This is a genomic window from Microbulbifer sp. JSM ZJ756, from assembly GCF_044383805.1.
Lineage (GTDB): Bacteria > Pseudomonadota > Gammaproteobacteria > Pseudomonadales > Cellvibrionaceae > Microbulbifer > Microbulbifer zhoushanensis.
In genome coordinates this window covers 210,039-222,789 of record NZ_JBISER010000008.1, presented here as the reverse complement: position 1 = coordinate 222,789, position 12,751 = coordinate 210,039, and the positions used below count along the sequence as shown (strand labels likewise).

Below are 12,751 nucleotides of genomic sequence, written 5' to 3'. Positions count from 1 at the left end.
CCCGCCATGCTCGGTACATGCGGGCGCGCCGTTATCAGATATTGGTTTCCAGGGCGCCGGTTTCCGCCTCGTAAATCTCCTTGAGGATTTCACGCCACTGGCGGTACTGGTTTTCCACGCTGCCGGAGAGGGTGACGGTACGGTCTTCCAGCTCCACAATCTGCGGCTCTACCTCTGCCTGCATGGAGTCGCCCAGTTCCTGCAATGCCTCGATATGCATTTTCGCTTCGCTGCGGCGGTCGAACCCGCTTTTCACCAGGTAGCCCCCGCCGGCAACGGCAACGTGGCCCGCCTGTCGCGCGGCACCACCGCCGGCGCCGGCGGCGGCAATGCCGCCGATAATCGCAGCCGCACCCATGATTGTGTGGTTGCGCGCCTTGCGTTTGAGTTCACGCATCTGCTGCACTTCCTCAAAGCTGAGGGAGCGCCACTCCTGGTAGGGGGTTTCCATGGATTTGACGAAAGTGCCGTAGTAACCCTGCAGGGTGTCAACAAACAGATAATCACGCTCGCGGATACGTCTTACCCGCTGGAGCATTGGATCGTCCTGCGCCGGCAGTGCCTTCAGTTCGTAAATTCCGTCCTCATTCTGGGCCAGGTAGCGGGAAAAGGCGTCAGGTGAAAAGCTGCGGGCGAAGCGCATTTCGGAAATCGTGCGAAGTTCCGCGATATATTCATCAGACAGGCCCTGGCGGTATTTGAGCATGTCGTTGGCGATCTGGTTATAAATGCCCTGGAATGCATCGCCACTGGTGGGGTGCTTACGGTCGTAGGCATACTGCGAGGCGCGCTCGGAATATTCCCTGGTGAACCACTGTTGGCCACGCGAGTCGGTAACCCACACTTCCACTGTAAGCGTTTCGCCATCTGACTGGACTATCCGTCCCTGCACGGTTACATCGATATTGGTGCGCGTGCTGGGGATTACCCGCACCGGGCCCCAGCCCTGGCTCTGCTGGAGTGACTCTGCCAGGGTCACGGCAATGTAGCGGGATTCCGCCTGGCGCAATTCGGGGAACACCAGTTCCTCTTCGTCCACTTCCGCCGTGGCGAGGCCGGGGTCAAACTGCACTACACCCACATCCAGCAGGCGATCCTCAGGAATGGTGGCGTCCTCCACTGTCAGCGGGGTAAACGCGGTAGTGCGCACCTCGGTGGTGGCACAGGCACCCAGTAGCAACAGGCTGCCAAGCAGCAGGCCACGGCCGATAACAGGTGTGGCGGACAACAGTCTGGGCAAATGCATGGTAATTCCCTCCGCTGTTACTTCTTCGCGTTTTTATATTTCCGGTATTCTTCCCAAAGCCGCTCGCGCAGCTCGGGATCCTTTTCGCGCGTGGCGGCCTCACGAATCTGGCGGGCCACCACGTCGTCGTCATCCCCTTCGGGGATATCGGCAGGTACCACGCTGCCGCTGCCGCTGTGGTCATATTCCCCTTTGCGACCGGCGGTGGGCATGCCGGGGCCGGTAGCCTGTCCACTGGAGTTGTTCTGCTCCGGACCACTACCTTCCTCGCTGCCGGCACCACCGCCCCCGGGGGGAGCGGGTATTTCGGCCTCTGCGGACTCGATCAGGTCCTCGAGGGACTCACCGGGCGGTGGTTCGTCCATGGACTCCTCACTCTCGTCCTCGGAGGCAGGGCGATTGCGCACGTAATCCCGCTCGCGCAGGATCATGCCGTCATAGCTCGCCATGGTGGAGTCGAACTCTCCCTCCAGTTCCGATACCCGCTCGGCTGCGGTGGCGGGTGCCTCGTTCGGTGCACTGCTACCGCTGGACGGGCTTCCGGCACTTGCCGAGGCACTGGGGCTGCTGGACGATGCGCTGCTGGACTGGTTGCTCGCCGATGCTTCGCTCGCAGAGCTGCTGGCGCTCGCGGCACTGCTACTGGAAGAGCTGGAGGATGATGAACTGCTGCTGGACGACGATGCGCTCTGTTCCTCTTCGGAAAAATCGATTTCCTCAGGGGGCTGGCCCTCGCTGTTACTTGAGGGATCGGGGGGCATGCGCCGTTCTTCCGGTTGCGCTTCGGATTCGCTGTATACCGGGCTGGAGGGTGAGTCCCGTCGCGCGGTCGGATCTGGCATGCTGTCCCCGGCGGAACTGCGTCGCCGGGCTTCCTCGCTGCCCGAATCAGAGGCGGTACTGGCCTGCTGGCTGGACCGCTCACCCGACTCGATGCTTGGCATCGAAGTGTTGGGCTGGGCAGAGCTGCTACTGGGCATAGAGGAGGAGCTGCTACGACTGCTCGGCGGGCTGCTCTGGGGCATGTTGCTGGCTGTCTGCGGGCTCGACTGGCTCTGGGAGCGGCTCGATGAGCTGCTTGACGACTGCGATGATGAGCTGCTGGATGACGGTTGGGACTGGGATTGCGACTGTGAGGGCTGTGCCGGGGGTTGCTGCTGGGTCTGCTGGCTCTTGCAGCCGGCAATAACCGCACTCAGCACCACAATCGAGGCGAGGGTGTGCCAGCCAGGGGGTTTGCTCTGCTGTGAAAATACCGCTTTCCGTAGTGTCATTTTCTCTCTCCTGGTACGCCGATCGGCGCCTTTCGGACTCGAGCGATCTGTGCGGTGAAAGCCGGGTCATCCAGCTTTCCATTGCGGCTCCGGTGTAATTCCACACCCGGAACTCTGGTTTTTGTCGTTGATTTTTCCTTTACTGCCCGCCTGTCGCGATGGTCTGCTGCATTGGACCCCTGGCGACGCCCCGGGTTTGGTTGTCTGTGTTCCCGGGGCGGGACTCTCTGCCTGAATTAACCTGGCCGTCGTGTAAAGCTTTTTGCAGGTTAGTCAAAGACAAACCGCTGCACGATGCCCACAGTATCCACTGGTTCTCCATTTTCGAACCGGGGACGGAATTTGGCGCGTTTGAGAACATTGCGCACCCGGGAGCGAATAACGACGCTGTCATCCGCGCTGGAGTTCAGGATCTCTATATTGCGCGCCTTGCCGTAGGCGGTGACATCGTAGGAAACGGTGACATAAGACTGGGCCAGGCCGCCGCGGTCCTCGTCCAGCATCGGCAGGTCGGGCAGGGCGGCCGGGCGCCCGAAGATATCGTCTATCTCCCGGTTGGTGGCGCCGTTGTCCCAGAGCGCATGATAAGCCTCACCATAGGTTTCCCTGGCCGAATGCCATTTGTTGAACATCATGTACCAGTCTCCCAGCTCTACCTTGGCCTTGGCCGAGGCGGCGGGGGGGGATTGGGGGTTTTTCTGGTAGACATCGACAATCCGCGCGATCGCTTTCTTGCCGGTGCTGAAGCTGTTCATGCGAAAATGATCAAGCTGCGCCTGGCGATGATTGTTGTCGAACCCCCCGCCGGCGAAATTGGTGTTCACCACCACAGCCTGCTGCGGTTCCCCGGCATAAGTGGCGAGGTAGTAATTGGTGGCCTTCAGGCCACGCAACGCCTCGACCAGGCGCAGGTCATTGGCACCAAAGTTTTGCGTGATGATATCGACAGCCAACTGGTAGAGGTTGGTGGCACTGATCAGGTGCTCGAACAGGGTTTCGCCTTTTTCCTCGACGTAGGCCCGCAGGTGCCAGCTGCTCAGGCGCTCTATAACGGGCAACATGCGCGGGTCGCTGTTGCCGTAATTCTGCTCGTGTAACCAGTAGAGATACTCCTGGTTGTCGTTCGCCTCGTCCCACTGGTTGAGCGCAATCTGGCTGTCGATCATGCGCTCGATCATCGGTATCTGGTTCAGAGAATAGAGACCCTCGTTGACACGGTTGATCAGCATTGCCCGGCGAAACTCCTTGATTGCCTCCTCGTGGGCACCGGAATTTTGCAGGGCGGTTGCCAGGCCAACCAGCTGTTCATCGATGCCAGTGCCGTAGGCTCCGTATTCAGCCTCCATTTCCTCGATGCGCTGGCGATAACGCCGCGCAGCCTCGGAAGGGCGCAATTGCCGGCGGGTAGGCTCGGCCTCAAGTGGCTGGGAAGCCGCCTCGATAAAAGCGGGCGGTGGGGCGCCGGTATCCTCCGGCACGGGCTCAACTTCCGCCCACGCGTTGCTGCACAGCAGAGCTGTGGCTGTAAACATCAAGCCGGTAGCAAACGAACTGCTGAAATCTGTCTGTGTCACGGTTGAACCACTTCTATTCCATGTTTTGCCTCACCCGGCCGCAAGCCGGGGCTCGCGATTGGTCGGGCACGATTTCCGCGCGGTACATGCCGGCGGAATTTCTCTCCCTGAAGTGTGGTTCGATTCTCAGTTCCTGACTGTGCCCGGAGGTTTTCAGTTCCGGTCGGCGCGATTTTTTGGCGGTGCAGTAAACCACAGCGCTGTTCGCGCAAGGCCCCTGCCACCTGTTGGCCGGTGTCACCGGGGCGTACTGATGAGTATAGTCAAGCGTCTCAAATCACCCGGTGAGGATGGTAGAAGAAACTGCCGAGTCCTTTTACAGGCTATTACGCACAGTAGCACCGGGCCGGTTCAGTCGTCGTCGTATGGGATTTGCTGTGCGCCACAATTTCAAGTTGATACCGGCGTCACTTCTGCAGCGAAGTGACCGCGGTTCTCAGCGTGGTCAGCTTGCGATGGTCGATCCTTTCCGGAAGACAGCTCTCCTATTAAATGACCGTTAACGCTCAAAGTTTTGCGCAGGTTGCTTGTTGGCAGCAAAGAGGGTTTGGATTCAATCTCGGCAGGGGCCATAATCGGCACAGCATTGATACAGGAGGTCTCCCAGTGAGCATTTATATTGACCCGGCAGTGGCCAGCAGTCTGCGGGGGTTTGAAATGCCCGAGCGGCTCGGGTTTGGCACGGTGATGGCGCCGGTAATGTTTCGTGCCGTCTGCCAGGACGGGTGCTGGAGCAGCGGTGAGCTGGTGCCCTATGCGCCGCTGGCGCTGGATCCGGCGGCCAAGGTGCTGCACTACGCCCAGTCCTGTTTTGAAGGGATGAAAGCCTATCGCACCGGCAACGGCGGGGTGAGCCTCTTCCGCCCCGGGCGCAATGCTGAGCGGATGGCGCACTCAGCGGAACGACTGTGCATGCCGCCGGTACCGGAGGCCCTTTTCATGGATGGTGTCCGTACTGTTGCCGCCTACTGCGCGAACCTGGTGCCGGCCAATAGCGGCGAGTCGCTGTACCTGCGCCCCTTCCTGATCGGTACGCAGCCCGACCTGAGCGTGTCGGCGAGCACCTCCTATGAATTTTATGTGATTGCCAGTCCCTCGGCGGCCTATCATGCCGGGCATATGCGCCTGTGGGTTGAGCGGGAGGATTCCCGCGCTGCCGTGGGTGGCACCGGCGATGCCAAGGTCGGGGGCAATTACGCCGCATCGCTACTGAGTATCTCGCGGCTGAAAGCCCGCGGGTACGACCAGTCCCTGTGGCTCAACCCGGGCAACCGCCATACGGTGGACGAGCTGTCAGGCATGAACTTCTTTGCCGTCATGGAGGGAGAGCTGCACACACCGAAGCTCAATGGCTCGATTCTCGAGGGTGTTACCCGGGACTCCCTGATTGACCTGGCGCGATCCCAGGGCTACACCGTGCACGAGCGCGACATCGATATCGACGACCTGCTGGCGCTGGTCAGGTCCGGTACCTGCAGTGAGGCCTTCGCCTGTGGCACTGCAGCCATTATCAGCCCCATCAGCGTCTTCGGCGACGGTGACCAGCAGTATGAACTGGCGCAGGTACCGGGGCCTGTGTCCGAGCACCTGCGCCAGGCTTTGCTGGATATCCAGGAGGGCAGGGCGGATGACCGCTTTGGCTGGATGCAGCCGGTGTCCCCGGTTGAAGTCTGAAGCACGCGGCTGTCACCGCTGACAGTCCGCCCCCCATGGCATGGCCCCGGTGGTGGAAGCTCCGGGGCTTCTCCTTCCTGCGCCAGTTTCCCTGTCGGCCCCCTGCCACATTCCACTACCGACGGGGCCGGGTTGATCGGTAGCACAGTTGTCCGGGGCTGTTTCCTGAAGAAACGTCATCACAGCCGATTGCGCTTAATCCAGCACAGCCGTTGACTTGTATGCCGGTAGTGATACAACTGGACGTGAGAATAAAAACAAGCTGGAACTTAGGGAATGACCGCTGGTGGTATTCCTCACTTTGACAAGACGTATCCAGAGCAAATTGAGATCGGTCATCCCCGGCCGTCTTGTGTCCCGCGAAGCGGTCCCCCGGGGACCGCTGGCGGGGCGGCGCAATATGCCTTAAACACGCATAGATCAGAGGAAGTAAAAGCAGTACTGAAGCAGTAGCGCCTTGACGGACAGTTCCTTACGTTGAGTGAGGAGAAACGGGATGTTGAGCTACATGTTCGGAATGCTGGTACACCCCCGGCAACAGTGGCAGCAAATCGGGAGCCTGTCTGAGAAAGGCCTGCGCCGGCATATTCCCTATGCCATTGTCCTGGCGCTGTTGCCGGCCCTGGCCTGGTTTTACGGCACCACCGAGATCGGCTGGAGTGTGGGCGGTGGCGAGCCGGTGCGGGTCACCAGCCAGAGCGCCCTGTCACTGGTAGGCGCCTTCTACCTGGCCATGGTACTGGGAGTGATCGGCGTCGGTTACTTCATTCACTGGATGGCCAAAACCTACGGTGCTGACACCTACCCCATGAAAGGGATGGTCATTGCCGGGTTTACTGCCACTCCCATCTTCATTGCCGGCCTGGCAGGTTTTTACCCCGTGCTGTGGCTGGATATCCTGATTGCGATGCTCGCGGTTGCCTATGCCGTGTACCTGCTCTATACCGGTCTCCCGATTGTCCTGGGGTTATCTGAAGAGCGCGGCTTCCTGTTTGCCAGCGCGGTGGTTACCGTATCGCTGGTGATGGCGGTGGTAGTGATGGTGGGGACGGTGCTGTTCTGGAGTTTCGTTTCCGCGCCGGTATTCCACTGAGTGGGACTGGCCCGGCTCCAAGTCGGGGGAGAAAAAGAAAACGGCGCCCCAGGGCGCCGTTTTTGGTTACTCGACTGCGTCCGGCAGATAGCTGTACTCGATACGGTAGCCGTTGGGCAGCAGCAGTTCCCGGGCTTCGGCGCTGTAGCGGTCCAGCTGGATTTCAACGAGGGACTTGATCACCGCGCGGGGTTCTGTATCCCGGCAGTGGATTTTCATAGCCTCGATATTGCGGTTCTCGCTGACCACCCCGTGCTCCACGATCCGCAACAGGATCGTGTCCCGCCCCAGCTCCAGTTGGTAGCCGGGGCCGCTGGGCAGGGCCATGCGGTACCTGACTGCCCCCCAGGGGCCATCGCACTTGATTGCCTGGTATTCCCGTACGGGGGCTTCCCGATCCAGAATTCCCGAAGCAAACTCCTGCTCCTTGCCGGTAACTTCCTGCTCAACCTCGAACGCATCCCCGGTTTCGGTCAGCAGCTTCAGTTGCAGTGTGCCGCTGGCATGGGCCTGGGTGCAGAGCAGCGTGAGAAGCAGGGTCAGGCGAATGGGGAAAGGGCTGTGCCCCACAGGGCTCACGGGACCGGGATCTGGTGGTGCGCCTGAAAGTAGTCGCAGTTTCATGGTGGCCGGCTCTTTCCGAGTGACTGTGCAGACGATACACAGCCCTTGATTGGGCGGCAAGGTCAGGGCCCGGACCTTATTGCCGTGATGTCCGCGAATGGGCTAGGATTGGCCTGTTTGTAGCCCCGCCAGTTACTGCGGTTGTTAGTTGGTACATGTGTACCAATTGCAGTGTGGCCGGGCTGGGGCCAGGCAGGAGCGCGGGCCCGGCATGCAGATAACTCGAATAACAGAAGAACCTGAATAAAAGGAAATTCACATGAAGACCACTGCCTACATGGGGCTGGCGCTGGCCGCAGTGCTGGCTGCTGCCTGTTCCCAGGACAAGAATCCCGCCGGGAATAACCCGGAAACAGCCGCGGCGTCAGCGAGCGCGGACTTCCAGAAGCAATTACTGAAACAACTGATCTCAGCCAAGCCGGGGGATGTGATCGAGCTTCCGGCCGGGAACTTCGCCCTGAATCGCAGCCTGTCCCTGAATGTGGATGGCGTGACCATCCGTGGCGCCGGTATGGAGAAAACCGTCCTTTCCTTCAAGGACCAGATCCAGGGCGCCGAGGGCCTGCTGGTGAATGCCAGTGATTTCACCATCGAGGACCTGGCGATCGAGGACACCATCGGTGACGCACTGAAGGTCAATGAGGGTGAGAATATCGTTATCCGCAATGTCCGGGTGGAGTGGACCAATGGCCCCGCGACGGAAAACGGTGCCTATGGTATTTACCCGGTGCAGACTGAAAATACCCTGCTCGAGGGCAATGTGGCTATTGGTGCATCGGACGCTGGAATCTATGTGGGCCAGTCGCGCAATGTGATCGTGCGTAACAACCGCGCCGAGTTCAATGTTGCCGGAATCGAAATTGAAAACACCATCGGTGCCGATGTCTACGACAATATCGCCACCAACAATACCGGCGGCATCCTGGTGTTCAACATGCCCAACCTGCCGCAGCCGGGACACAGCACCCGTGTCTACGACAACCGTGTGTTTGAGAACAATACCGGAAACTTCGGCCACGAGGGCACCCCGGTAGCGGCAGTGCCGGCCGGATCCGGTATCGTGATCAACTCCAATGACAATGTGGAGATCTTCAACAACGAGATCGCGGATAACGATACGGCGAATATTATCGTCAGCAGCTATTACACAGCCGGTTACTACTCCGATAAATCCACCCAGGAAGCGTTTGATCCCTATCCCGAGGGTATCTTTATTTATGACAACCAGTTTACCGGTGGTGGCACCTCGCCTGACCACATCGAGCTGAAGGCCCTGAAGCTGGCCAAGTTCGGCCTGGGTGGCAGCCTGCCGGATATCCTCTGGGATGGCGTGGTGAACAGTGACAAGCTGGTGGATGGCACATTGCCGGAATCCCTGAAGCTATGCATTGACAACGGTGATGCCGGCATTATCAATATCGATGCCTCCAACGACTTTAAAAATATCTCCACTGATATTGCGCCGCACAAGTGTGCCCTGCAGAAGCTGCCCCAGGTGGTCCTGGAATTTGACCAGGCCGAGCCGGAAAAAACCGATATGGCAAAACTAGAGGCGGAAGATGCGTAAGCTGTTGTGGGGCGCGGTGCTGGCCCCGATTTTTGCAGCCGCCCTGGGCGGCTGTGAAGCACCGAGAGAGCCGGTGGCGGTTTTCGAGCGCGATGCAGTTCCGGACAAGCTCAGTGACTGGCATATTGTGGAAGCCATCGACGGTGAGTTACTGCCGAACGATGGCGTGCTTCCCTATGACCTGAATACTGCGCTCTTCACCGACTATGCCCACAAATTGCGTACGGTCTGGATGCCCCCGGGCAGCTCGGCGGAGTACGCGGACGAGCGTTTCGAATACCCGGTGGGGACGGTTCTGAGCAAGACCTTTTACTACCCACGGGATACCAGCGGCATCCAGGACGCTGTGCTGCGCACCGATGACTACAGCCGTGATTACGTCGCCGGCCGGACCGGTGAGGCCCTGAACCTGGACAATGTGCGGCTGATGGAAACCCGCCTGCTGGTAAAGCGCGCGGACGGCTGGCAGGCGCTGCCCTACGTATGGAACGCAGAGCAGACCGAAGCGGTGCTGGAAATAGCCGGAGACGCCAGTCGCCTGCAGCTGGTAAGCGGGGAAATCGAGGATGCGGGTTTTACTTATGTGGTGCCGGATGCGAACCAGTGTGCCGGCTGCCATGCGGACAACCATACCGACAAGGCCATCATGCCGCTGGGGCCGCGCGCGCGTCACCTGAACAAGGACTACGCCTACGCGGACGGCGCGCGCAACCAGCTGCTGCACTGGCAGCAGGTGGGTTACCTTAGTGGTTTGCCGGAGATTACCGCGGTACCGCGCAACGTGGATTTCACGGATAGCAGCGAGCCGCTCGAGGCACGCGCCCGTTCCTACCTGGATATCAACTGTGGCCACTGCCACAACCCGGCGGGCGCCGCCGATACATCGGGGCTGATGCTGGATCACCAGGAGTCCGACCGGCGCAAGCTGGGCCTGTGCAAACCACCGGTGGCGGCGGGCACCGGCAGTGGCAACCGCCGGTTTGCCATCGTCCCGGGTGAGCCGGAGGAATCCATCCTCAACTTCCGGGTGGAGACCACCAACCCCGGTGCCATGATGCCGGAACTGGGTCGAAGCCTGGAGCACGAGGAAGGTACGGCATTGCTGCGGGAGTGGGTGGCCTCGATGGGGGGCAGCTGCAGCTGACAACCCCTGCCGGACCCATGTCGGGTGCCAACAATGAAGCCGGCGGTCATTCCGCCGGCTTTTTTACTGGGCGGGAACCTGTGCCACGCCTTCGCCTTTCGGCTCGCGACATTCGGCGATATGTGCCAGCCCGCCCAGGTGCGTGGTTAGCCAGAGTGGGAGAGCAGTGCAGCTAAGGGCCCCCACCTGCTGCTGCCGCTCGAATGCCTCCAGCAGGGCGGCATAGGTCCGGAATCGGGCGGCAATCTTGCGCACATAATCATAGGGTTCCCGGCCCCGGGCATAGCCATATCGCGCCTTCTTGTAATACTTCTCCTGCGAGAGGAGCAGCATGGCTTTCTCGACGTTGTTGAACCACTCCTTGCGCTCCCAGCCTTTTTCCTCAGCCAGGTCCTGGGCATCATAGACATGGCCCAGGCCGGCGTTATAGGAGGCCAGGGTAAACCACATCTTGTTCTCGGGACTGATACCCTTGCCCTCGAACTTGCGGTACAGCCACTGCAGGTATTTCAGGCCCGCACGCACACTGGTTTCCGGATCGAACAGTTTGGTCTCGCCTACCTGCTTGCCGGTATCCGGCATCACCTGCATCAGGCCGCGCGCGCCTACCCAGGACTTGGCCCCGGGGTTGAAACTACTTTCCTGGAACATCTGTGCGACCACCAGGCGCCAGTCAAAGTCATACTCCTTGGCGTACCTCTTGACGATATTGTCGAACGGGGAGATTTCGCCCTTCTCGCTCAGCCCCTTGATTTCGTCACGGGTGCGCTTGGGCTCGTCGAAGTACTTGTGAAACAGGGTTTTTCGCAGCTTGGTAATTTCTTCATCGTTAAAGAACTGGTGTATCGTCTCCAGCAATTGCGGGTTGCTCTCCCGTACCGCCCAGGCGTAAACATTATCCTCCACGCGCAAGTCGATCAGGTTGTCCACATCGTCGCGCCAGTGGTGTTCCAGGCGCACCGTTATATCATCAGCAATTGTGAGGTCGTAATCGCCCTCGGCAACCCGGTCGAGAATCTGGGGGATGGTGAGCTCCTCCGGGACCAGCTCCACCTCGATGTCCGGGTACTGGTCCAGGATTTCCACCAGGACTTCATACTGGCTGCTGGATTCCAGAACATGGATAGTGCGCCCCTCCAGTTCACTAATATCCTCGATGGTTTCCCCTGACCGGCCGACGACACTGACTTTCTCTTCCATATAGGCGGGGCCAAAATCAACCCCGCTCTGCCGGCGTGCATCGGTAGCAGTCAGCAGGCTGGCTGTTAGATCGGCTTTACCTTCTTTCAGGTAATCCAGCAGGTCACTGTGCTTCGGCGCCACGATAATCTCGAGGCGCACGTCGAGATCCTTGGCAAATCTCTGCAGCATCTCGTATTCATAACCCATCACCCGGCCTTTCCACATAAAGTAGGTGCCGGGATGGTTGCGGGTGACAGCCCGCAGTACACCGCGCTCCCTGATCTGGTCCAGGTCACCGACAAAGCGCTGGTCGGGGGTGGTCAGTTTGATATTACGGATGGCATCGTTGATAAACTTTTTAAGCTGCGGAGAGTTCTTGCGGATGCCCGCTGACAGCTGGTCTTCCCGCTCGAAGACAATATTTTTCTTGAGGTTGTCACGGAACTGGCTTACCAGGCCAAATATCAATTCGTCGATAATGGTGAAATCGATATGCCCCATGGACACCTCCAGGGCCAGTTCGACGTAGTTGGTGTCGACAACTTCAACCTTGAGACCGGGATGCTTCTTTGCCAGTTCCCGGGCCCGCTGCTCAAATACTGTGCCCCTGGTTACCTGTAGGGTTTTGCCTTTTAGTGACTCACCTGCCTTGATATCAGGCATATCGGTCCGGGAGACCAGGGTGTCATGGGTGGACGCTATTGGAATGCTGAAATCAATCAGCTCGCGACGCTCGGAGGTTGGAACCATGTTGTTGGCGATAATGTCCCCCTTGCCCTCTATCAGCATGGGTATCAGCTGGTCGAAGCTTTCCGCGTAAAGCACAACCGGCTCCAGGCCCAGTATTTCCGCCTTTCGCTTGGCTCGCTCGATCTCAATGTCTTGTGGTGTGGCCGCCCGGTGGAGGGAGTCGGTATTGGTGATATCAACAAGGATACGCAGCTTGCCGCGCTTCCTGATGGCATCCAGGTCCCCGGTCTCTATGTAGTTGTCATAGGCGCCGATGGGGTATTCGCCGGTAGTCTCGGGTGACCAGGCGGCTTCCGGCCGCAGGTCGCCCTTGCCGGCCACCCGCTTTGCAAAGCGGTCCCACAGGCCTGCGACTTTCCCCTTTTTGCCGGCTTTTTTTTCACTCTCGCCAGATACAGCGTTTTCTGCAGGCTCTGGTGACTCCTCTACTGGTGGCGCCGTTCCCCCTTCCGCTTCGTCTGCTGTCGCCAACTCGCTCCCACTTTCCGCGGACTCCTGTCCGGTAGCCGGTTCTGTGGCTTCACCGGGCTGAGAGTGCTCGCGGTCGCCTCCACAGCCAACGGCGAGCAGGAATGTTATGAAAAGAACACTGAACGAGAACCAGGGAAGAGTGAACCGCATTA

Annotated in this window: 10 protein-coding genes; 5 read left to right on the top strand and 5 right to left on the bottom strand. The window is 59.5% G+C overall.

Annotated features, from left to right (window positions below):
* Positions 1 to 34 precede the first annotated feature (34 nt).
* Together ACH6CX_RS14130 and ACH6CX_RS14125 are read right to left on the bottom strand one after the other, a co-directional pair.
* Positions 35 to 1,246, bottom strand: a complete 1,212-nt coding sequence (locus ACH6CX_RS14130; protein WP_232941012.1) for a hypothetical protein — start codon at positions 1,244 to 1,246, stop codon at positions 35 to 37.
* 17 nt (positions 1,247 to 1,263) lie between these two features.
* Entirely contained in the window at positions 1,264 to 1,695 is a 432-nt protein-coding gene (locus ACH6CX_RS14125; protein ID WP_232941013.1) for a hypothetical protein, read from the bottom strand.
* On the opposite strand from ACH6CX_RS14125, the gene ACH6CX_RS14120 reads away from it, so the two are divergent.
* On the top strand, positions 1,694 to 2,578 hold the full coding sequence (locus ACH6CX_RS14120; protein WP_232941014.1) for a hypothetical protein: 885 nt from the start codon (positions 1,694 to 1,696) through the stop codon (positions 2,576 to 2,578). The two genes, ACH6CX_RS14125 and ACH6CX_RS14120, sit on opposite strands and share 2 nt — an antisense overlap.
* 211 nt (positions 2,579 to 2,789) lie before the next feature.
* Here the strand turns inward: ACH6CX_RS14120 and ACH6CX_RS14115 are convergent, their stop codons facing one another.
* Positions 2,790 to 3,998, bottom strand: a complete 1,209-nt coding sequence (locus ACH6CX_RS14115; protein WP_237063583.1) for an energy transducer TonB — start codon at positions 3,996 to 3,998, stop codon at positions 2,790 to 2,792.
* A gap of 702 nt (positions 3,999 to 4,700) precedes the next feature.
* On the opposite strand from ACH6CX_RS14115, the gene ACH6CX_RS14110 reads away from it, so the two are divergent.
* Positions 4,701 to 5,768, top strand: coding sequence for a branched-chain amino acid aminotransferase (locus tag ACH6CX_RS14110; protein ID WP_396675594.1), 1,068 nt, complete (start codon positions 4,701 to 4,703; stop codon positions 5,766 to 5,768).
* A 496-nt stretch (positions 5,769 to 6,264) separates the two neighbouring features.
* The gene (locus ACH6CX_RS14105; RefSeq protein ID WP_232941017.1) at positions 6,265 to 6,861 is read left to right on the top strand and encodes a Yip1 family protein; all 597 of its coding nucleotides are present in this window, start codon (positions 6,265 to 6,267) and stop codon (positions 6,859 to 6,861) included.
* A 66-nt stretch (positions 6,862 to 6,927) separates the two neighbouring features.
* On the opposite strand, the gene ACH6CX_RS14100 is transcribed toward ACH6CX_RS14105, so the two are convergent.
* Positions 6,928 to 7,485, bottom strand: a complete 558-nt coding sequence (locus tag ACH6CX_RS14100) for a hypothetical protein (protein WP_232941018.1) — start codon at positions 7,483 to 7,485, stop codon at positions 6,928 to 6,930.
* 259 nt (positions 7,486 to 7,744) lie between these two features.
* Between ACH6CX_RS14100 and ACH6CX_RS14095 the strand changes: the two genes are divergently transcribed.
* Positions 7,745 to 9,052, top strand: a complete 1,308-nt coding sequence (locus ACH6CX_RS14095) for a parallel beta-helix domain-containing protein (RefSeq protein WP_232941019.1) — start codon at positions 7,745 to 7,747, stop codon at positions 9,050 to 9,052.
* Complete coding sequence (locus ACH6CX_RS14090; RefSeq protein ID WP_232941020.1) at positions 9,045 to 10,196, top strand: SO2930 family diheme c-type cytochrome; 1,152 nt, start codon at positions 9,045 to 9,047, stop codon at positions 10,194 to 10,196. Before ACH6CX_RS14095 ends, ACH6CX_RS14090 begins: the two co-directional genes overlap by 8 nt.
* 63 nt (positions 10,197 to 10,259) lie before the next feature.
* On the opposite strand, the gene ACH6CX_RS14085 is transcribed toward ACH6CX_RS14090, so the two are convergent.
* Positions 10,260 to 12,599 carry a transporter substrate-binding domain-containing protein gene (locus tag ACH6CX_RS14085; RefSeq protein ID WP_396675591.1) on the bottom strand — a complete coding sequence of 780 codons (2,340 nt, stop codon included), beginning with the start codon at positions 12,597 to 12,599 and terminating at the stop codon, positions 10,260 to 10,262.
* Positions 12,600 to 12,751: the final 152 nt, after the last annotated feature.